16 protein-coding genes are annotated in these 21867 nt (G+C 59.5%); 5 read left to right on the forward strand and 11 right to left on the reverse strand.

Going from position 1 to position 21867, the window contains the following annotated elements; all coding sequences use genetic code 11:
• Positions 1 to 115: 115 nt before the first annotated feature.
• From cmk to mtnA, 7 genes are all read right to left on the reverse strand, one after another.
• Positions 116 to 805 (reverse strand): (d)CMP kinase, encoded by a 690-nt coding sequence (cmk, locus tag GTU76_RS08950; RefSeq protein WP_064391442.1) that lies wholly within the window; start codon positions 803 to 805, stop codon positions 116 to 118.
• Positions 802 to 3009, reverse strand: coding sequence for a bifunctional prephenate dehydrogenase/3-phosphoshikimate 1-carboxyvinyltransferase (locus GTU76_RS08955; RefSeq protein ID WP_246376025.1), 2208 nt, complete (start codon positions 3007 to 3009; stop codon positions 802 to 804). The genes cmk and GTU76_RS08955 overlap by 4 nt, the downstream gene beginning before the upstream one ends.
• A 28-nt stretch (positions 3010 to 3037) precedes the next feature.
• Positions 3038 to 4150, reverse strand: coding sequence for a histidinol-phosphate transaminase (gene hisC, locus GTU76_RS08960; RefSeq protein WP_077574022.1), 1113 nt, complete (start codon positions 4148 to 4150; stop codon positions 3038 to 3040).
• Between the two features lie 13 nt (positions 4151 to 4163).
• Positions 4164 to 5258: a prephenate dehydratase gene (gene pheA / locus GTU76_RS08965; RefSeq protein WP_007908404.1), complete on the reverse strand. Its 1095-nt coding sequence runs from the start codon at positions 5256 to 5258 to the stop codon at positions 4164 to 4166.
• Positions 5258 to 6343: a 3-phosphoserine/phosphohydroxythreonine transaminase gene (gene serC, locus GTU76_RS08970; protein ID WP_180698459.1), complete on the reverse strand. Its 1086-nt coding sequence runs from the start codon at positions 6341 to 6343 to the stop codon at positions 5258 to 5260. Before serC ends, pheA begins: the two co-directional genes overlap by 1 nt.
• Before the next feature lie 223 nt (positions 6344 to 6566).
• Positions 6567 to 9341 (reverse strand): DNA gyrase subunit A, encoded by a 2775-nt coding sequence (gene gyrA / locus GTU76_RS08975; protein WP_016986960.1) that lies wholly within the window; start codon positions 9339 to 9341, stop codon positions 6567 to 6569.
• A gap of 425 nt (positions 9342 to 9766) precedes the next feature.
• On the reverse strand, positions 9767 to 10843 hold the full coding sequence (mtnA, locus tag GTU76_RS08980; protein WP_016986961.1) for an S-methyl-5-thioribose-1-phosphate isomerase: 1077 nt from the start codon (positions 10841 to 10843) through the stop codon (positions 9767 to 9769).
• 108 nt (positions 10844 to 10951) lie between these two features.
• Between mtnA and GTU76_RS08985 the strand changes: the two genes are divergently transcribed.
• The 5 genes from GTU76_RS08985 to GTU76_RS09005 all read left to right on the forward strand — a co-directional run bounded on the left by GTU76_RS08985 (position 10952) and on the right by GTU76_RS09005 (position 15824).
• Entirely contained in the window at positions 10952 to 12286 is a 1335-nt protein-coding gene (locus GTU76_RS08985; RefSeq protein WP_016986962.1) for a TRZ/ATZ family hydrolase, read from the forward strand.
• Between the two features lie 58 nt (positions 12287 to 12344).
• Positions 12345 to 13043, forward strand: a complete 699-nt coding sequence (ubiG, locus tag GTU76_RS08990; RefSeq protein ID WP_016986963.1) for a bifunctional 2-polyprenyl-6-hydroxyphenol methylase/3-demethylubiquinol 3-O-methyltransferase UbiG — start codon at positions 12345 to 12347, stop codon at positions 13041 to 13043.
• A 4-nt stretch (positions 13044 to 13047) separates the two neighbouring features.
• On the forward strand, positions 13048 to 13719 hold the full coding sequence (gene mupP, locus GTU76_RS08995) for an N-acetylmuramic acid 6-phosphate phosphatase MupP (RefSeq protein WP_180698460.1): 672 nt from the start codon (positions 13048 to 13050) through the stop codon (positions 13717 to 13719).
• 76 nt (positions 13720 to 13795) lie between these two features.
• A complete protein-coding gene (locus GTU76_RS09000) occupies positions 13796 to 14536 on the forward strand; it encodes a YciK family oxidoreductase (protein ID WP_025113079.1) in 741 nt (246 codons plus the stop codon).
• 361 nt (positions 14537 to 14897) lie between these two features.
• Positions 14898 to 15824 carry a GGDEF domain-containing protein gene (locus GTU76_RS09005; protein ID WP_016986966.1) on the forward strand — a complete coding sequence of 309 codons (927 nt, stop codon included), beginning with the start codon at positions 14898 to 14900 and terminating at the stop codon, positions 15822 to 15824.
• 119 nt (positions 15825 to 15943) lie between these two features.
• On the opposite strand, the gene GTU76_RS09010 is transcribed toward GTU76_RS09005, so the two are convergent.
• The 4 genes from GTU76_RS09010 to GTU76_RS09025 form a co-directional block, all read right to left on the reverse strand.
• Positions 15944 to 16705 carry an iron-containing redox enzyme family protein gene (locus tag GTU76_RS09010; protein WP_219342090.1) on the reverse strand — a complete coding sequence of 254 codons (762 nt, stop codon included), beginning with the start codon at positions 16703 to 16705 and terminating at the stop codon, positions 15944 to 15946.
• A 79-nt stretch (positions 16706 to 16784) separates the two neighbouring features.
• Positions 16785 to 19244: an EAL domain-containing protein gene (locus tag GTU76_RS09015; protein ID WP_180698461.1), complete on the reverse strand. Its 2460-nt coding sequence runs from the start codon at positions 19242 to 19244 to the stop codon at positions 16785 to 16787.
• A gap of 201 nt (positions 19245 to 19445) precedes the next feature.
• A complete protein-coding gene (locus GTU76_RS09020; protein WP_016986969.1) occupies positions 19446 to 21272 on the reverse strand; it encodes an ABC transporter ATP-binding protein in 1827 nt (608 codons plus the stop codon).
• Entirely contained in the window at positions 21265 to 21867 is a 603-nt protein-coding gene (locus tag GTU76_RS09025) for a DsbA family protein (RefSeq protein WP_175555660.1), read from the reverse strand. The genes GTU76_RS09020 and GTU76_RS09025 overlap by 8 nt, the downstream gene beginning before the upstream one ends.

Raw genomic sequence — 21867 nt, forward strand, 5'->3', positions numbered from 1 at the left:
ATTCCTGTAAATGAGGGCGAAGGATACGCCCATCTCCACACCCCAGACGGTGTGGGTTAGTTTCATATAGAAGAAGCGCCGCAGGACTATGACTGGTCCCCTGCAACCTTCTTGGTCACCCGGCGATATCGCGAATGGCGATCTCGCTCATGATGCGTTCAAGCACCTGATCGATGGACAACTCCGTGGAATCCAGCTGTATGGCGTCAGCCGCCGGCTTAAGCGGGGCTACCGCTCGCTGGGTGTCACGCTCGTCGCGTGCACGGATCTCATCTAGCAGACTCGACAGACTAACACCCTCGACTTTGCCCTTCAACTGCAAATATCGACGGCGCGCCCTCTCCTCGGCACTGGCGGTCAGGAAAATCTTCAGCGGCGCATCAGGAAAAACCACCGTACCCATGTCGCGACCGTCGGCCACCAGGCCCGGCGCTTCCTGGAAAGCACGCTGGCGCTGCAGCAGCGCCTCGCGCACGGCGGGCAATGCAGCCACTTGCGAAGCACCGGAACCGACGCTTTCGGTACGAATGACATCGCTGACTTCGTCGCCTTCCAGAATGATCCGTTGCAACTGACCTTCGGTCGCCGCAATGAACTGAACATCCAGATGAGCGGCGAGTTTCTTCAGCAGCTCTTCATTGGTCAGATCCACACCGTGGTTGTGCGCAGCAAATGCCAGCAAGCGGTACAACGCACCGGAATCCAGCAGGTTCCAGCCCAGACGTTTGGCCAGAATTCCGGCTACGGTGCCTTTGCCCGAGCCGCTTGGCCCATCAATGGTGATGACCGGTGCAATGTTTTTCACGACTGAGCCTCTTGCGCCACACGAATACCGACCTGCCCGCACAGTGCGAGGAAGTTCGGGAACGACGTCGCGACGTTGGCGCAGTCATGAATGCGGATCGGTGCAGTGGCGCGCAACGAGGCAACGCTGAACGCCATCGCGATACGGTGATCGCCATGACCATGCACTTCGCCGCCACCAATCTGGCCGCCGTCGATGATGATGCCGTCCGGGGTCGGCTGGCATTTCACGCCCAGCGCCAACAGACCGTCCGCCATCACCTGGATGCGATCCGACTCCTTGACCCGCAGCTCTTCAGCGCCGGTCAGCACGGTACGCCCTTCGGCACAGGCAGCCGCCACGAACAGCACCGGGAATTCGTCGATGGCCAGCGGAACCAGCTCTTCGGGAATCTCGATACCTTTGAGTTTAGCTGCCCGCACGCGCAGGTCAGCCACCGGCTCGCCGCCGACTTCACGCTGGTTTTCCAGAGTGATGTCCGCACCCATCAGGCGCAGGATGTCGATAACGCCGGTGCGGGTCGGGTTGATGCCGACGTGCTCAAGCACCAGCTCCGAACCTTCGGCGATCGAGGCCGCGACGAGAAAGAACGCCGACGACGAGATGTCGCCCGGCACTTCAATGTGAGTTGCGGTCAGTTTGCCGCCGGATTCAACCGAAGCCGTTGCGCCTTCAACGTTCACCGAATAACCGAAACCGCGCAGCATGCGCTCGGTGTGGTCGCGAGTCGGCGCTGGTTCGGTCACGGTGGTCTTGCCTTCAGCGTACAGACCGGCGAGCAGCAGGCAGGATTTCACCTGAGCACTGGCCATCGGCATGGTGTACGTCAGGCCTTTAAGCTTGTGACCACCACGAATGGTCATCGGCGGACGACCTTCAGCAGCGGTTTCAATCACGGCACCCATTTCGCGAAGCGGATTGGCTACGCGATTCATCGGACGCTTGGACAACGAGGCATCGCCAGTCAAAACACTGTCGAAGTTCTGCGCCGCCAGCAAGCCGGACAGCAAACGCATCGAAGTGCCGGAGTTGCCCAGATAGATCGGGCCCGGCGCAGGTTTCAAGCCGTGCAGGCCGACACCATGGATGGTCACGCGGCCGTGGTGCGGGCCTTCGATGACCACACCCATGTCGCGGAACGCCTGCAAGGTCGCCAGTGCATCTTCGCCCTCAAGGAAGCCTTCGACTTCGGTGACGCCTTCGGCCAGCGAGCCGAGCATGATCGAACGGTGGGAAATGGATTTGTCACCCGGTACGCGAATCCGACCGGACAGGCGGCCACCAGGTTGAGCCAGGAAGATCAGATCGTTGGAATTCATAGCGTCCACATAGGCCCTGCGGGCCAGGATTTTACTGAAATGCTCGCGGGCAACCCGGGCGCGAGTGAAAACGCCCAACAATTGGTGCCCATCCCCTGCATCGACCGCGTCGCGCAAGGCGTCGAGGTCGCTGCGAAATGTATCGAGTGTGCGCAGGACAGCTTCGCGGTTGGCGAGAAAGATGTCGTGCCACATCACCGGGTCGCTTCCGGCGATTCTTGTGAAATCGCGGAAACCGCCCGCAGCGTAACGGAAGATCTCAAGATTTTCATTGCGCTTGGCCAACGAATCGACCAGACCAAAGGCCAGCAAGTGCGGCAGATGACTGGTCGCAGCCAGCACTTCATCGTGACGCTCGACCTGCATGTGCTCGACGTCGGCGCCCAGTTCTCGCCAGAGACGGTCGACCACAGCCAGCGCCGCCGGATCGGTTTGCTCGAGCGGCGTGAGGATAACCTTGTGACGACGGAACAGTTCGGCATTGGAGGCTTCCACCCCGCTCTGCTCGGAACCGGCAATAGGATGACCCGGCACGAAACGTGCCGGCATGCCGCCGAACGCCTCAGTTGCCGCGCGCACCACATTGCCTTTGGCGCTGCCGACATCAGTCAGAATCGCCTGCCCCAGATCCATGCTCGCCAGACGCGCGAGCACTTTTTCCATGGCCAGGATCGGCACTGCCAGTTGAATCACGTCGGCGCCCTGACATGCAGCCGCCAAGTCGTCTTCGCAACGATCAACCACACCCAACTCGACCGCCAGCTTGCGCGATTGCGGGTCGAGATCGACCCCGACCACTTCGCGGCATACACCGCTTTCACGCAAGCCTTTGGCAAACGAACCACCGATCAACCCCAGACCGACCACTACAAGGCGCCCGATCATAGGTGCAGCAGATTGCAGTGCAGTGACATCACCCACGAGCCAGAACCTTGCGCAACGCTTCGAGGAAGCGGCTGTTTTCCGCCGGCAGACCAATGGTCACCCGCAGGTGGTTCGGCATGCCGTAGTTGGCCACTGGACGCACGATCACGCCTTCGCGCAGCAAGCCCTGGAATACCGGGGCCGCGACTTGAGCGAGGTCGACACAGATGAAGTTGCCTTTGGATTCAATCCAGCTCAAGCCCAACTCACGGAAACCGGCCTGCAACTGCTGCATGCCCGCCTCGTTGAGTTGACGGCTTTGCGCCAGATATTCCTCATCCTTCAGCGCTGCGCAGGCTGCCGCGAGGGCGAGGCTGTTGACGTTGAATGGCTGGCGAACACGGTTCAACACATCAGCGACGACCGGGGTGGACAGACCGTAGCCGACGCGCAGCGCTGCCAGACCATAGGCCTTGGAGAAGGTGCGCGATACCAGCAGATTCGGGTAAGCAGCGAGGAAATCCAGGCCATCCGGCAGATCGCTGCCTTCGGCGTACTCGATATAAGCCTCGTCGAGCACCACCAGCACATGCTCTGGAACATCCTGCAGGAACTCGTCCAGCGCTTCAGCACCGAACCAGGTGCCGGTCGGGTTGTTCGGGTTGGCGATGAACACCACGCGAGTATTGGCATCGATAGCGGCGAGCATTGCCGGCAGGTCATGCCCCCAATCCTTGGCCGGAACCACTTTGGCCTGAGCGCCTACCGCTTGAGTAGCAATCGGATACACCGCGAACGCGTGCTCACTGAACACTGCATTCAGGCCCGGCGCCAGATAGGCACGCGCGACCAGCTCAAGAATGTCGTTGGAGCCGTTGCCCAGCGTGACCTGGCTCAGTTCGACGCGGCATTGCTCGGCCAGCAGCGATTTCAGCGCGAAACCGTTGCCATCCGGATAACGGGTGAGCTCGGCCAGCTCTTCGCGGATGGCCGCCAAGGCTTTTGGACTGGCGCCCAGCGGATTTTCGTTGCTGGCCAGCTTGACGATTTTTGCCGGATCCAGATCCAGCTCGCGCGCCAGTTCGTCCACAGGCTTGCCCGGAACGTACGGCGAAAGTTGTTGCACGCCCGGCTGTGCCAGAGCGAGGAAATTGCCACTCATTTGCTACCGCCCCTTAGAGAACTGCTTTCGGGTAGGAACCCAGCACTTTGAGTGCTACCGCTTCCTGACTGATCTTTTCCAAAACACCTTTGATCAACGGATCACGGTGATGGCCGACGAAGTCGATGAAGAATACGTAGGTCCATTTGCCGCTGCGCGACGGACGGGTTTCGATACGGGTCAGGTCGATCCCGTTGTCGTGGAACGGCACCAGCAACTCATGAAGCGCGCCGGGTTTGTTGCTCATGGACACGATGATCGAAGTCTTGTCGTCGCCGGTCGGCGGCACTTCCTGATTACCGATCATCAGGAAACGCGTCGAGTTGTCCGGACGGTCTTCGATCTTCTCGGCCAGGCGGGTCAGACCATAAAGGCCTGCCGCCATGTCACCGGCAATCGCCGCCGAGTTCCACTCGCCTTTAACCCGCTTGGCCGCTTCCGCATTGCTCGATACCGCAACGCGCTCGACATTCGGGTAATGCGCGTCCAGCCATTTACGGCACTGAGCCAGCGACTGCGCATGGGAATAGATGCGGCTGATGCTGTCGGTCTTGGTGTTTTCACCGACCAACAGGTGATGGTGAATACGCAACTCGACTTCGCCACAGATCACCATGTCGTGTTCGAGGAAGCTGTCCAGCGTGTGGTTGACCGCGCCTTCGGTGGAGTTTTCCACCGGGACCACGCCAAAATTCACCGCACCGGCTGCCACTTCACGGAACACTTCATCGATCGCCGCCATCGGCTTGCTGATGACGGCGTGGCCGAAGTGCTTCATCGCTGCGGCTTGCGTGAAGGTGCCCTCAGGACCGAGGTAAGCCACTTTCAGCGGCTGCTCCAGCGCCAGGCACGACGACATGATTTCGCGGAACAACCGCGCCATCTCTTCGTTGCCCAGCGGCCCCTGATTGCGCTCCATCACGCGTTTGAGCACCTGAGCTTCACGCTCGGGACGATAGAACACCGGCACTTCGCCTTCGGCCAGCGAGGCCATCTTTACTCGCGCGACTTCCTGGGCGCAACGCGCACGCTCACTGATCAGCTCCATGACTTTGGTGTCCAGAGCGTCAATGCGAACGCGCAGTGCCTTGAGTTCTTGCTCGGACATCAGCCGTGTTCCTTCTCGAATTCAGCCATGTACGCCACCAGCGCGTTGACCGCGGTGATGTCGACAGCGTTATAGATAGAGGCGCGCATGCCGCCCACGGAGCGGTGGCCTTTCAGATTGAGCAGGCCGCGTTCTTCGGCACCAACGAGGAATGGCTTGTCCAGACGATCATCGGCCAGACGGAACGGCACGTTCATCCACGAGCGATCCGACTTGTTGATCGGGTTGCTGTAGAGGCCGCTGGCGTCGATGAAGTCGTACAGCGTGCGCTGTTTGACGTCGTTGAGTTTGGCGATCGCGTCGACGCCACCCTGCTCTTTCAGCCACTGGAACACCAGACCGGACAAGTACCAGGCCAGGGTCGGCGGCGTGTTGTACATCGAACCGTTATCGGCTGCGACCTTGTAGTCGAGCATGGTCGGGCACAGCGCGCGCGCCTTGCCGAGCAAGTCTTCACGAATGATGTTGACGACGATACCGCTCGGGCCGATGTTTTTCTGCGCGCCGGCGTAGATCATGCCGAAACGCGAGATGTCGACCGGACGCGAGAGGATGTCCGAAGACATGTCAGCCACCAGCGGCACATCACCGACTTCCGGGATCCACTGGAATTCCAGACCGCCGATGGTTTCGTTCGGCGCGTAATGAACGTAAGCGGCGTCTTTCGACAGCTTCCACTCGTTCTGGCCCGGGATGGCGAAATAGTCGTAAGGCTTGGCGGTAGCAGCAACGTTGACGTGACCGTAGCGCGAGGCTTCTTCGATGGCTTTCTGCGACCAGATACCGGTGTCGATGTAGTCGGCCGAACCGCCTTCAGGCAGCAGGTTCAGCGGGATCTGCGCGAATTGCTGGCTGGCGCCACCTTGCAGAAACAGCACTTTATAGTTCGACGGGATATTCAGCAGGTCACGCAGATCCTGCTCGGCTTGGGTGGCAATGGACACGAACTCATCGCTGCGATGGCTCATTTCCATGACCGACAGACCCTTGCCGTGCCAATCAAGGAGTTCACCCTGGGCACGTTGCAGGACAGCTTCAGGAAGCGCCGCAGGACCGGCGCAGAAGTTATAGGCTCGCTTGCTCACATCCAATCTCGCTCTGATTTGGTGGTATCACATATCAGTCGGCGCCAATCGTGTGTGGGAGCGAGCTTGCTCGCGAAGGCGGACTGACATTCAACAATAATGTCGCCTGATACTCCGCTTTCGCGAGCAAGCTCGCTCCCACAAGGATCTCCATGGGCGCCGAAATTTCATACCGGACAAATAACAAGGGGGCGAATTCTCATCCGCCCCCTCGTTTGTCCGCTTATTCTTGCGGTTCTTCGTCTGCTGCGGCGTCGAGTTGCTGGTCTTCGCCAGCATCGTCGATCACGACGCTGCCTTCGAATTCCTCGCCCTCCTCACCTTCGAGCTCTTCACCTTCAATTTCCGAAGGCTCCTGAACCCGCTCCAGCCCGACCAGGGTTTCATCCTTGGCCAGCTTGATCAGCGTGACACCTTGAGTGTTACGGCCCAGGCTCGACACTTCGTCGACACGGGTACGCACCAGAGTGCCCTGATCGGAGATCAGCATGATTTCTTCACCGTCCTGCACCTGAACCGCGCCGACCAGACGGCCGTTACGCTCGTTGCTGACCATGGCGATAACGCCCTGACCACCACGCTTGTATTCAGGGAACTCGGTGATCGCCGTACGCTTGCCGTAGCCGCGCTCGGAGGCGGTGAGGATCTCGCTGCCTTCTTCCGGAATCAGCATGGAGATCAGCTTCTGCCCTTCTGGCAGACGCATACCACGCACGCCGCGGGCGGTACGGCCCATGGCGCGAACTTCGGATTCCTTGAAGCGTGTCACTTTGCCGCCGTCGGAGAACAGCATGATTTCCTGCTCGCCATCGGTGATGGCAGCGGAGATCAGGATGTCGCCTTCGTCCAGTTCCAGCGCGATCAGACCGACGCTGCGCTGACGGCTGAACGCCACCAGCGGGGTCTTCTTCACGGTACCGTTGGCGGTCGACATGAAGATGAACGGGGCTTTCTTGCGGTCAGCAGCCTTGATACGGGCACGACGTTCTTCGTCGGTCTCGTTGCTGTTTTCGATGTCTTCTACATCAGCCTCGACGCCTTCGGCTTCTTCTTCATCAGCCTGACGCTTCATGGCTTCGAGATCGACCGGCAGCATGGTGGTGATGTATTCGCCTTCGCTCAACGGCAACAGGTTGACCAGCGGACGGCCACGGGCGGCGCGGGACGCTTCCGGAATCTCGTAGGTCTTGAGCCAGTACACCTTGCCCTTGCTGGAGAACAGCAGCAGCGTGGTGTGGCTGTTGGCAACCAGCAGGTGAGCGATGTAGTCCTCATCCTTGACGCCGGTGGCCGATTTGCCTTTACCGCCACGACGCTGAGCCTGGTACGCAGCCAATGGCTGGGTCTTGGCGTAACCACCGTGGGAAATGGTCACGACGCGCTCTTCTTCCGGGATCATGTCACCCAGGGTCAGGTCGAGACGGGCATCGAGAATTTCGGTGCGACGCACGTCGCCGTATTCGGCACGAATCACTTCCAGCTCTTCGCGGATCACTTCCATCAGGCGCACAGCGCTGTTGAGGATGCGGATCAGCTCGCCGATCTGATTGAGAATCTCTTGATACTCGGCCAGCAGTTTTTCGTGTTCCAGACCGGTCAGACGGTGCAGACGCAGTTCCAGAATGGCTTGCGCCTGTTCTGGCGACAGGAAGTACTTGCCTTCGCGCAGACCGTATTGCGGATCGAGGTTTTCCGGACGGCACGAATCGGCACCGGCACGTTCAACCATCGCGACCACTGCCGAGGATTCCCACGGTGTGCTGATCAGCGCTTCTTTCGCTTCCGAAGGGGTCGGCGAGGCTTTGATCAGGGCAATAACCGGGTCGATGTTCGACAGGGCAACGGCCTGACCTTCGAGGATGTGACCACGCTCGCGCGCCTTGCGCAGTTCGAACACGGTACGGCGGGTGACCACTTCGCGACGGTGACGGACGAAGGCTTCCAGCAGATCCTTGAGGTTGAGGATGCGTGGGCGGCCGTCGATCAGCGCAACGATGTTGATGCCGAATACCGATTGCAGCTGGGTCTGGGCGTAGAGGTTGTTGAGGATCACCTCAGGCACTTCGCCGCGACGCAGTTCGATCACGACGCGCATACCGTCCTTGTCGGACTCGTCGCGCAATTCGGTGATGCCTTCCAGCTTCTTCTCTTTGACCAGCTCGGCGATCTTCTCGATCAGACGCGCCTTGTTCAGCTGGTAAGGGAGTTCGGTGATGACGATCTGCTGACGGCCACCGACCTTGTCGATGTCTTCAATGATCGAACGGGCACGCATGTAAATACGGCCACGACCGGTGCGGTAGGCTTCGATGATGCCGGCGCGACCGTTGATGATCGCCGCGGTCGGGAAGTCCGGACCGGGGATGTATTGCATCAGCTCATCGACGGTCAGCTCAGGGTTGTCGATGAGCGCCAGGCAACCGTCGATGACTTCACCGAGGTTGTGCGGCGGAATGTTGGTCGCCATGCCCACGGCGATACCGCTGGAGCCGTTGACCAGCAGGTTGGGAATACGGGTCGGCATGACCGCCGGGATCATTTCGGTGCCGTCGTAGTTCGGCACCCAGTCCACGGTTTCCTTGTGCAGGTCAGCCAGCAGTTCGTGCGCCAGCTTGGTCATGCGCACTTCGGTGTATCGCATCGCCGCAGCGTTGTCGCCGTCGACCGAACCGAAGTTGCCCTGACCGTCTACCAGCAGGTAGCGCAGGGAGAAAGGCTGAGCCATACGAACGATGGTGTCGTACACGGCAGTGTCACCGTGCGGGTGATACTTACCGATCACGTCGCCGACAACACGGGCAGATTTCTTGTACGGCTTGTTGAAGTCGTTGCCCAGCTCGCTCATCGCGAACAGTACGCGACGGTGCACGGGCTTGAGGCCATCGCGCGCATCCGGCAGTGCACGGCCGACGATCACGCTCATCGCGTAGTCGAGGTAGGACTGTTTCAGCTCGTCTTCGATATTGACCGGGAGGATTTCTTTGGCCAGTTCGCCCATGAGAAGCCTGATTCCTTTTTCTGGTGAAACTTCGTCATATCCATGTGGGAGCAACGAAGCTCGTCGGGCCCGGCCGAGTGCCATGCGCCGACTTACGACAAATCAACAATCTGAAGAGTGGATTTGCGCAGTAAAGACAGCTCCGTGGAGCTGCCTCGGAAAACGCCGGATGTTATCACAAAGGCCGCCACGCACCTATCCCCCAGATGCGCATGGAGCATAGTTAGTTGACCGGTGACAGGCTTAACGGGGACGAGAGAGGCTCAGAGCCTGGTTGAATGCAGATTTGTGGTCTGGATTAGCGATGTTTATTGACGTTTAGGGACCCTTCGCGAGCAAGCTCGCTCCCACATTGTTCTGTGGCGGTCACAAAACCTGTGGGGGCGAGCTTGCTCGCGAAGAGGCCGACGCGGGATTCAAGCCTGTTAATGCAGGCGCTTGCGGCACATCAACTGGGCCATTTTCGCGGTATCCGGGCGCTCGACGATGCCTTTCTCGGTAACGATCGCATCAATCAGGTCCGCCGGGGTCACGTCAAACACCGGGTTGAACGCTTCAACATCGGCGCCGACACGCTTACCGCCGACCTCCAGCAGCTCGGCGCCGTCACGCTCTTCAATCGGAATGTCGTCACCGCTGGCCAGATTCATGTCGATGGTCGAACTCGGTGCCACCACCATGAAGCGCACGCCGTGGTGCATGGCGTTGACCGCCAGTTGATAGGTGCCGATCTTGTTCGCCACGTCGCCGTTGGCGGTGATGCGGTCAGCCCCTACGATCACCCAGGTCACGCCTTTGGTTTTCATGATGTGCGCGGCAGCGGAGTCAGCATTGAGCGTTACCGGGATGCCTTCGTTGGCCAGCTCCCACGCGGTCAGGCGCGAGCCTTGCAACCACGGGCGGGTTTCGTCGGCATAAACGCGCTCGACCATGCCTTCCAGAAAAGCTGCGCGAATGACCCCCAGCGCGGTACCGAAACCGCCGGTAGCCAGCGCGCCGGTATTGCAGTGGGTCAGAATCGCCTGGGCGTTGCCCTGATGTTTGCGGATCAGGTCGACGCCGAGCTGCGCCATGGTCAGGTTGGCTTCGCGGTCGCTTTCATGAATGGCGATGGCTTCGGCTTCCAGCGCCGCCAGCGGATCGGCGTTTTCTTTCAAGCGATCGAGCCGATCGTGCATGCGGCCAAGGGCCCAGAACAAATTGACCGCGGTCGGACGGGAATCGGCCAGCAAGGCAAAATCCTCCTCCAGCGCCGCATACCAGTCGCCACCTTCGGCGATCCGCGCACGCGCCGCGAGGACAATGCCATACGCCGCACTGATGCCGATGGCTGGCGCGCCACGCACCACCATCGAGCGAATCGCTTCAGCTACGCCAGCGGCGCTGGTGTAGGCAATCCAGGTTTCCTCGAACGGCAAAATACGCTGATCCAGCAGGTGCAGCGCGCCGTCTCGCCAATCGATGGCCTTCACTTTCTCCGCAGCCAACAGTCGATCGCGCATCCCACACCCCGCACTCATGAACAAAAGCCGCCGATTATAGCGATCCCCCCGCGAAGACGCTCGGGTATACTTCGCCATCCTTTACAAAAGCACTGGAACCGACCCTCGATGCCGAAACCTGCCATTGCGCTCGACTTATTATTGCTGCCGACCTGGCTGGTACCCGTCGAACCTGCAGGCGTTGTGCTCAAGGAGCACGGCCTGGGCATCCGCGACGGTCGCATCGTGTTTATCGGCCCGCGCGCCGAAGCATTGAAGTGTAACGTCACGGAAGTTCGCGAACTGCCGGATGTGCTGCTCGCCCCTGGCCTGATCAATGCCCACGGCCACGCGGCAATGACGCTGTTCCGTGGTCTGGCTGACGACCTGCCGCTGATGACCTGGCTGGAAAACCACATCTGGCCGGCCGAAGCGAAATGGGTCAGCGAAGATTTCGTGCGTGACGGCACCGATCTGGCCATCGCCGAGCAGATCAAGGGCGGCATCACTTGTTTCTCGGACATGTATTTCTTCCCGAAGATCGCCAGCGAGCGCGTGCACAACAGCGGCATTCGCGCGCAGATCGCGATTCCGATCCTCGACTTCCCGATTCCAGGCGCCAGCAGCGCCGATGAAGCCATTCGTCAGGGCGTCGAATTGTTCGGCGATCTGAAGCATCACGAACGCATCAAGATCACCTTCGGTCCTCATGCACCGTACACCGTTGGCGACGAAAACCTCGAGAAAGTCCGCGTGATTGCCGAGGAACTGGACGCGTCGATCCACATGCACGTCCATGAGACCGCTTTCGAAGTCCAGCAAGCGCTGGAGCAACACGGCGAGCGTCCACTCGCTCGCCTTGGCCGTCTGGGCCTGCTCGGCCCGCGCTTCCAGGCCGTGCACATGACCCAGATCAGCGATGACGACCTGGCGTTGCTGGTAGAAAGCAACACCAGCGTGATCCACTGTCCGGAATCGAACCTGAAACTGGCCAGCGGTTTCTGCCCGGTCGAGCGTTTATGGCAGGCTGGGGTAAATGTCGCGGTCGGCACCGATGGCGCCGCCAGCAATAACGATCTGGATCTGCTCGGCGAAACCCGCACCGCCGCGCTGCTGGCCAAAGCCGTCGCTGGCTCGGCCACTGCACTGGACGCCCATCGGGCGCTGCGCATGGCCACATTGAATGGCGCGCGCGCACTGGGAATCGAAGCACAGGTTGGCTCCCTGGAAATCGGCAAAGCCGCCGACATCGTCGCTTTCGACCTGTCCGGCCTGGCGCAGCAACCGGTGTACGACCCGGTTTCGCAGCTTATCTATGCCACCGGTCGCGATTGCGTGAAACACCTGTGGGTCGCCGGCAAACAACTGCTCGACGACCGGCGCCTGACGCGCATGGACGAAGAGCAACTGGGCGCTACCGCCCGGGCCTGGGGCCAGCGCATCAGTGGCCACACCGAATCGTAAACACCCCGGCGCAAACGCCGGGGCTACAGCCCTTTTTCAAGTTTTAGAGGAATTGAACATGAGCAACGTCGACCACGCCGAAATCGCCAAATTCGAAGCCCTGGCTCATCGCTGGTGGGACCGTGAAAGCGAATTCAAACCGCTGCATGACATCAACCCGCTGCGGGTCAACTGGATTGACGAGCGGGTCAATCTGGCCGGCAAGAAGGTCCTCGACGTCGGTTGCGGCGGCGGCATTCTCAGCGAAGCCATGGCGCAACGCGGCGCCACTGTGATGGGCATCGACATGGGTGAAGCGCCGCTGGCGGTCGCGCAACTGCATCAACTGGAATCCGGCGTCAACGTCGAATACCGCCAGATCACCGCCGAAGACCTCGCTGAAGAAATGCCTGAGCAGTTCGACGTAGTGACCTGCCTTGAGATGCTCGAGCACGTGCCTGATCCATCGTCAGTCATTCGCGCCTGCTTCCGCATGGTCAAGCCCGGCGGCCAGGTGTTCTTCTCGACCATCAACCGCAACCCGAAGGCGTATCTGTTCGCCATTATCGGCGCTGAATACATCATGAAGCTGTTGCCGCGCGGCACTCACGACTTCAAGAAATTCATCCGCCCGTCCGAGCTCGGTGCCTGGAGCCGCATGGCTGGCCTGACCGTCAAGGACATCATCGGCCTGACCTACAACCCGCTGACCAAGCACTACAAGCTGGCCAACGATGTTGACGTCAACTACATGATCCAGACCCTGCGCGAGGAATAAGCCGATGGCCATCAGAGCAGTTCTCTTCGACATGGACGGCACCCTGCTCGACACGGCGCCGGACTTCATCGCCATCTGCCAGGCGATGCGCGCCGATCGTGGCTTGCCGCCGATCAACGACAAGCACATCCGCGACGAGATCTCCGGCGGCGCCAAAGCCATGGTCGCGGTGACGTTCTCGATGGATCCGGAATCGCCGGGCTTCGAGGAACTGCGTCTGGAGTTCCTTGAGCGCTATCTGGTCGGCTGCGCGGTGCACAGCAAGCTGTTCGACGGCATGGGCGAACTGCTCGCCGACATCGAGAAGGCCAACCTGATCTGGGGCGTGGTGACCAACAAGCCTTTGCGCTTTGCCGAGCCGATCATGCAACAACTGGGGCTGGCCGAGCGCTCGGCACTGCTGATCTGCCCGGATCATGTGAAGAACAGCAAGCCGGATCCGGAGCCGTTGATCCTTGCATGCAAGATGCTTGATCTGGATCCGGCGACGGTTCTGTTTGTCGGCGATGATCTGCGTGATATCGAATCGGGCCGCGATGCCGGCACGAAAACCGCGGCGGTGACGTTTGGTTATATCCACCCGGACGACAATCCGCGGCATTGGGGCGCGGATGTGGTGGTGGATAACCCGTCGGAGTTGCGCAAGGTGCTCGATAGCGCGCTTTGCAGCTGCTGAGACCTGACGCAGAGCGTCATTGGCTGCATTCCCACGCGGAGCGTGGGAAACGATCTGACTCCATGATGAGGTTTTTATGTTTGATTATTCCGCTCGTCCCGAATTGCTCAAGGATCGGGTCATTCTGGTCACCGGTGCCGGTCGTGGCATCGGTGCGGCGGCCGCGAAAACCTACGCCGCTCATGGCGCTACGGTATTGCTGCTGGGCAAGACCGAAGCCAATCTGACCCAGGTTTACGACGAGATCGAAGCCGCGGGCCACCCGCAACCGGCAGTGATCCCGTTCAACCTCGAAACCGCCCTACCCCATCAGTACGATGAACTGGCAGCGATGATCGAGACCGAGTTCGGCCACCTCGACGGCCTGCTGCACAATGCCTCGATCATCGGCCCACGTACGCCGATCGAGCAGTTGTCCGGCGAAAACTTCATGCGTGTCATGCAGGTCAACGTCAACGCCATGTTCATGCTGACCAGCACTCTGCTGCCGCTGCTCAAGCTGTCACAAGACGCCTCGGTGGTGTTCACCTCCAGCAGCGTCGGGCGCAAGGGTCGGGCGTACTGGGGCGCCTACGGCGTGTCGAAGTTCGCCACCGAAGGCCTGATGCAAACCCTGGCCGATGAAGTCGATGGTGTGGCGCCGGTGCGTTCCAACAGCATCAACCCGGGTGGCACGCGCACGAGCATGCGCGCCCAGGCGTATCCAGGGGAAAACCCGTTGAACAACCCGACGCCCGAAGAGATCATGCCGGTCTACCTTTACCTGATGGGCCCGGACAGTACTGGCATCAACGGCCAGGCATTCAACGCCCAGTAACTGCCATACGTCGCATTTGTTGCCGCGGCAGATTCCTGTCGCGGCATGCATTTGCCGTTCGAGAGCGTCACAATCCAGTCAATTTTCCAGCACCCTTTGCTCACCTTCCAAGCCAAGCCATTGATTTAATACGGTTTAAATAAAAACGAACCGAATGGCACGACTTTCGCTCTAATTTTCCTCAAAACAAGCCACGTGAAGGCAATGGGGCGAGGCCGATTTCGATAGCTTACTAATCGTCATCCGGCAGACTAGACTTACGCCAAACGTCCTACGGGACTGATGGATCAGTATGACGCGCAGCCCATAGCCGCTCTCACCCAGCCTGTAAGACAGACTTACTGCTAAGGGTTCACGCCATATGAAATCACCCTCCCAGACCAATGCAATTGACTTTGACAGTGCCAAATTGCAACGCCTGGGCTTTGGTCAACTGCCGCCCCTTCTGGAGCGACCGGCCAGTCTTGCGCAATTGCGCCAGCAAATGAGCCTGCAACTGCAAACCAGCCTCGAACCGCAACGCATCCTCGGTCTGTTTTTCCGCGAAGTTCAGCGCCTCGTGCCGCTGGACGCGCTCAGTTACGTGCACCAGGGCAGTGATTTGCGCCTGGAATTCGGCACCCGTGGCCACCATTCGATCAGCTACAGCCTGAGCCACGAAGGTGAGCACATGGGCGAACTGGTGTTCCGTCGCAATCAGCGCTTCAACGAACAGGATCAGGGCAACCTTGAATCGCTTTTGTCGTCGCTGCTGTACCCGATGCGCAATGCCCTGCTCTACCGCGCTGCCACGCAGAGTGCCCTGCGCGATCCGCTGACCGGCGCCGGCAACCGCATCGCCATGGAGCAGACCTTGCAGCGCGAGATCGACATGTCGCGTCGGCACGTGCAGCCGCTCTCGGTGCTGATGCTCGACATCGATCACTTCAAACGGGTCAACGACAGCCATGGTCACAGCGCCGGCGATGACGTACTTAAAGCCATCGCCGCGACAATCAAGGCGCAACTGCGCAACGTCGACATGGTGTTTCGTTACGGTGGCGAAGAGTTTCTGGTGCTGCTGTCCAATACCAGCCGGGATGCGGCCGCAATGGTCGGCGAACGGCTGCGTTATGCGACGCAGGCAGCTGAATACTATGCGGATGGGCAGTTGATCGAATTGACCGTGAGCCTGGGATGTTCGACGTTGTTGCCGGGCGAATCGGCCGACAGCTTGCTGCGCCGTGCCGACAGTGCGTTGTACGTGGCCAAGCGCGAAGGACGTAACCGCTTGGCGATGGCGGGCTAAGTCCTTCCAAACGATAAAAAACAGTGTGGGAGCGAGCTTGCTCGCGAAAGCGGTGCATCAGTCAAAACAATGCTGACTGACAGGCTCGCTCCCACATTGGTTTTGCATTAAGCCGAAAATCAGCTCTCGACTACCGCCCTGCGTTCCCGGTTGACCAGCAAGCGCTCGGAAGTCTCCAGTTGCATGCAGCGCTCCAGAAACAGGTACATGTAGTCGTAGCTCTTGCACACTGCCTGACGCAGTTCTTCCTGCAAAGCCTTGGTCGGGTTCATTCCGGCCAGAGTGCAGATGATTTCCAGCGCTTCCCACGGGTGGGCATCATCGTACTGGGCATGCATCTTCAGCCACTTCATTGCCCGCTTGCGGTCTTCTTCGGGAAACGCCGCCGCATAAACGCCCGTCGAACAAACCACAGCCGACCACTCCCCGGTCGCACCCTCGATGGCGTAGTTGGTGGCGGCGATAGCCACGATCAGCGAATCGGCCGAACTGGTGTGCCAGCACCAATGACTCAGGGCATGCAGCTCCGGTGGCACATGTTGGGCCTGGAGATCTTCCAGACTGACGCCATGGGCACGACTCCAATGCACCCAGTAATCCGCGTGATTGAGTTCAACGCGGATATTGCGCATCAGCCAGCGCCGCGCCATGTCCTCTCCGGGGTGGCGGGCAAACCGGGTTTTGGTGAGATTCTGCGCCATGTACAAGGCGAATTGCTCAACCACTGGCCAGCCGCCAATCAGGTACTGACGCATGGTTCTGGCGCTGAGTTTGTTATCACGCATGCGCAGATAAAGTTCATGTTCGACAACCCGGCGCTTGCTCTCGCTGCAATCCTCAATGAGCTGTTGTGCCCAGGCAGGATAACTTGCAGCTTCCATGAGTGGTCCGGTTCGGTTGAATGTGTCGATCACTGTTCGGCTCCTTTTGATTTGTGATTGTAAGGATCGGCGAGAGACTTCAACGGAACGTGCCAGGCGCTTTGAATAACAGCGGTTGCGGTCTGGCGGGCCGACTTTGCAAACTGTCACAGGTAAACAACTGTGGACGCTCTATAACATAACCCTGAGCGTAATCCACACCGATTTCAAGCAATGCCTGCTCGATCTGGGTTGTTTCAACAAACTCGGCAATTGTCTGCTTACCCATGACATGCCCGATGTGATTGATCACTTCGACCATTGCGCGGTTAATCGGGTCGTCCAGCATATCCTTTACGAAACTCCCGTCGATCTTCAGGAAGTCTACAGGCAAATGTTTCAGATAAGCGAATGAAGACATTCCGGCACAAAAGTCATCTAACGAAAAATAGCAACCTAAGCCTTTGAGTTCATTAATAAATCTTATTGCACTGCCCAGATTTGAAATTGCGCTGGTTTCTGTAATTTCAAAACAAATCATTTCAGGCGGTATTGCGTAGTTATCAAACTGCTCTCGCAGAAAGTGCAAAAACGCGTCATCTCCTATAGTAATGCCTGACAGATTAATCGCACACATCGCTAATGGCCGTTTATGTTCTTGCGCTATACATTGAGCAATAACCTTGAATACGTTCTGAACTACCCAGCGATCCAGTTGACTCATCAAACCATAGCGTTCGGCGGCTGGAATGAAACTGTCCGGCAGAATCATCCGCCCGGCCTCATCATGCAGACGCAACAGGATTTCAATGTGCCCACTCTTGCCAACTTCCTGTTTCAGCGGGGCGATTTCCTGGGCATAGAGGCAGAAGCGATTCTCTTCCAGCGCCATGTGCAGTCGTTGTACCCAAGCCATTTCACCAAAGCGCAGCGACAGTTCGGAATCGTCGGCGTGGTACACCTGCACCCGGTTGCGGCCCTTCTCCTTGGCCATGTAACAGGCCATATCGGCCGCGCGCAGTGAGGCTTCGAGGGTCGTCGGGGTCTGCGCGATATGCACCAGGCCAATGCTCACCGTGGTCAGGAACGGCCGCCCCTTCCAGACAAAATGCAGATTCTGTACGGTCTGGCGCAGTGCCTCAGCGATCTTTTCCGCAGCTTCCGGCGCGCAGTTCTCCAATAGAATGCCGAACTCGTCACCGCCGAGCCGCGCCAGCGTATCGCCCTCACGCAGCCCCGATTGCAGCAGCGTGCAAATGTGCCGTAACAGCTCATCACCGGCGGCGTGACCACAGGTGTCGTTGACCAGTTTGAATTGATCGAGGTCGAGAAACATCAGCGCATGCCGCCCGGAATGGCGCGTGAGCTTATGCAGCGCCTGCTCCAGCCGATATTCAAATTCGCGGCGATTGGCCAGCCCGGTCAGCGCGTCATGGGTGGCCTGCCAGGACAGATTGGCGATGTATTGCCGCTCCTGAGTCATGTCGTGCAACACCAGCACCGTGCCGCTGACCTTGCCGGCATTGCGGATCGGTGCGCCGACCAGCGTCACCGACAACGTTGTGCCATCCAGGCGCTGGATCAGTTTCGAGTGCTCGCTGCCGCCACTGAGCTTACCGCTGAGGATGTGCTCGATCAGGGTCAGCCCCTCGGCCTGGGCGTTGTCGTCGAGCAAATTGAACAGCGCGGCCAATGGCAGGCCCGCCGCCTGCTCGGCCTTCCAGTGGGTCATGACTTCAGCGGCAGGGTTCATGTAATCGATGGCACCGCTGACATCGGTGGTAATGACACCATCACCGATCGAATGCAACGTAACGTGCGCCCGATCCTTCTCCAGTTGCAGCGCCTCGGCAAAGGCATGACGTTGCTTGAGCAACTTATGCGTACGCCACAAGGCCAGCACGATCAGCCCCAGCGCCGTCGCCAGGTTGGTGAACAGCAGCAGACGCATGATCATCCGCGAACCTTCGCCCAAAGCATCGCTGAAGGCTTTTGCTGCCGGGGTGACGCCATCGTTGATGGCAAAAATCCGTGCTTTCCAGCGCTGGATATCGGCGCTGTTGGCCGTGTTCTGCGAAATGCTGCGGTGCATCTCCTGCGCCACGTCATCCAGCTCGACCAGATAGGCGTCACCGACCGTCCAGCGATCAATGGCGGTTTCCAGATAACTGAAATGGCGGAAGTTGAGGTACAGCCAGATCAGGCTGGAAACGTCGTCCGGATGGTTGCCGCCCTTGAGAATACCTTCACGCGCGGCAGCCAGATCCGGCGGTTGATGATCCAGCGCCAGACGCAACTGATGTCCGCCTTGTGGCACGGCAATCGCGTTACGGTATTTGAGGAAAATCGCCTCGTCACGGCTGTCGGCGTAAAGATTGAGGTAGTAGATGGCATCTTTCTGGCCCTTGGACCAAAGGCTTTCGCCGGCGACGTAGCCGCGAACGGCCGAGAGCACGTAAAGACTCACGCCGCCCAGTAACGCTTGAAATAACACGACGGCAATAAATGGCCAGACGATGCCCAACAACCGTGGCGTTCCGAGAGTCCGCTTTTGCTTCATGAGATCCCTTGCGCAAGCACTGCCAGATGAACACCGGAAAATCCCGCTCCTGACAGCTCAGCCTAGGCTAATTTTCGCCAAGTCAAAGGGACAGCTCTGCCGTCCTCTAGGTCGATTGTGCAAATGGCGGGACTGTGCGGGCGTTCCGAGTGGTTTTACTCAATGCAATTCAAGCACTAAGCACAGAAACCGTGACGAAACTCAAGGGCGCTGGATCTGCTGCAGGTGACCATAAAGCTTGGCATACAGACCGCCGTCGGCAATCAACTGCTGATGATCGCCGTCTTCAGCGACCTGACCACCATCGAACACCAGCACGCGATCGGCCTGTTTCACCGCCGACAGTCGGTGAGCAATGATCAGCGTGGTGCGACCATTGAGGAAGCGCGCCATGGCTTGATGCAGGTTGTACTCGGTGGCGGCGTCGAGGGCCGAGGTGGCTTCGTCGAGGATGACGACTTTCGGCTCGGCGAGAATCATCCGCGCGATGGCCAGGCGTTGGCGTTGCCCGCCCGACAAGCGCACGCCGGAGCGCCCGACAATACTGTCCAGACCATTGGGCAAAGCACGGATGGTCGCTTCGAGCTGAGCGATTTCCAGCGCCTGCCAGCAGGCTTCGTCGCTGCGAGTACGGCCCATGGTCAGGTTGGCGCGCACGGTATCGTTGAACAGTGCCGGGTGTTGCAGCACCACCGCGACGTTTTCCCGTACTGTGTCGAGGCCGATCTCCTGCTGGGTCGAACCGCCGAAACGGATGGTGCCGGACACTGGCGTATACAGCCCGAGGAGTAATTGCACCAGGGTACTTTTGCCACCGCCGCTGGCGCCGACAATCGCGACTTTTTCACCCGGGGCAATCGACAGATTCAGCTGATCCAGCACTAGCTCATCACCGTAGCCGAAGCTCAGGCCTTGCACCTGAATGCCGACGGTGTCACGGCCCTTGAACGGATCGACGCCGCCGGGATATTGCGGCTCATCGGCGCGCGCCAGCAGTTCGTTGATCCGCGCCAGCGCTCCGCCCGCCGCGTAATAGGCGTATTGCAGATTGAGCAGTTGTTCGACCGGGCCGATCATGAACCACAGGTAGCTGAACACCGCGAGCATCTGGCCGATCGACAGGTCGGAAAACAGCACGGTGAGCATCGCTGCCGCGCGAAAAATGTCGATACCGAACTGGAACAGCAGACCACTGGCGCGGTTCGACGCGTCGGTTTTCCATTGCGAGTTGACCGCGTAATTGCGCACTTCCTGCGCACGCAAGCCGAGTCGCCCGAGGAAGAAACCCTGACGATTGCCGGCGCGGATTTCCTGAATCGCATCAAGGGTTTCGCTCAACGCCTGGGTGAAGCGCGCCGTGCTGTCGTTCTCGAGTTTCTTCAGGTGTTTGACGCGTTTGCCCAACTGCACCGTGGCGTAAATCACCAGCGGGTTGAACAACAGAATCAGCAGCGCCAGTTTCCAGTGCATCCACATGAGGATGCTCGCGGTGCCGACCAGGGTCAGCATCGCCACCAGAAAACGACTGAGGGTTTCGCCGACAAATTTGTCGAGGGTATCGAGATCCGTGACCAGGTGCGTGGTTACCGTGCCGCTGCCGAGGCTTTCGTACTCGCCGAGCGAGATGCGTTTGAGGCGCTCGATCAGACGCACGCGAATGCGATAGACGATGTCTTTGGCCAGCCGTGCGAACAGCCGCGACTGCAACACGCCGAAGCACAGTGAGCTGCAACGCAGGGTCAGCGTCACGACCAGCATCAAGCCGATATAGCCTGCCGCTTGCTGCCACATCGTCGGCAGCACATGGTTCATGGCTTTCAATGCCGCGTCGCCGTGGCCGAGCAGGACTTCGTCCACCAGCAACGGCAGCAGCAATGGAATCGGCACGCTGCACAGCGTCGCCAGAACAGCGACGCCGTTGGCGATCCACAGGGATTTTTTGTGTGTAAGTGCCAGTCGCCGGACTTCTGCCCAGCTCAGCCGGTCGACACGCTTTACGGCTGGCGTGTCATCGGCCCGATCAGACACAGGCCGCACGCTCCAGCCATCGACCCAGTAACGGCGACAGTTCACTGAGCGGTTGGTAGCCGTTGGTCAGCAGGGCCAGTTGGCCATTGCGTTCGGCGAGCAGGGTCGGGAAACCGGCGATGCCGAGATCCTGCACCCAACTGAAATCGGCCTGAGTGGCTTTGTGCTGATCGGCATGATCAAACAACGCAGCGAATTCGATACGCGGTACACCAGCCTTTTCGGCCAGCTCGACCAACACACTGGCCTGGGTGACATCGCGACCTTCAGCGTAAAACGCCTCCTGGATCAGTCCGACCAATTTCCACGCGCAATCCGGTGCCAGGCTGCGTGCGGTGACAATCGCCCGGCAGGCAGGCTCGGTGTCGTAGACAAAACCGTCGGGCAACGCGCCGTCAAACTTGAACGGCTGGCCGGTGGCCTCGGTGACCGCTTGCCAGTGTTCAAGAATATAGCGGCGGGTGGTCGGCTCCAGCGCCGAGCCACTGCCGGTGCGCAAACCACCGACCACCAGATGCAACTCGACTCCCGCTGCTTGCGCCTGCTCGACCAATGCCTTGGCTACTGGAGCAAAACCCCAGCACCACGAACACAT

The organism is Pseudomonas crudilactis (assembly GCF_013433315.1).
Taxonomy (GTDB): Bacteria; Pseudomonadota; Gammaproteobacteria; order Pseudomonadales; family Pseudomonadaceae; genus Aquipseudomonas; species Aquipseudomonas crudilactis.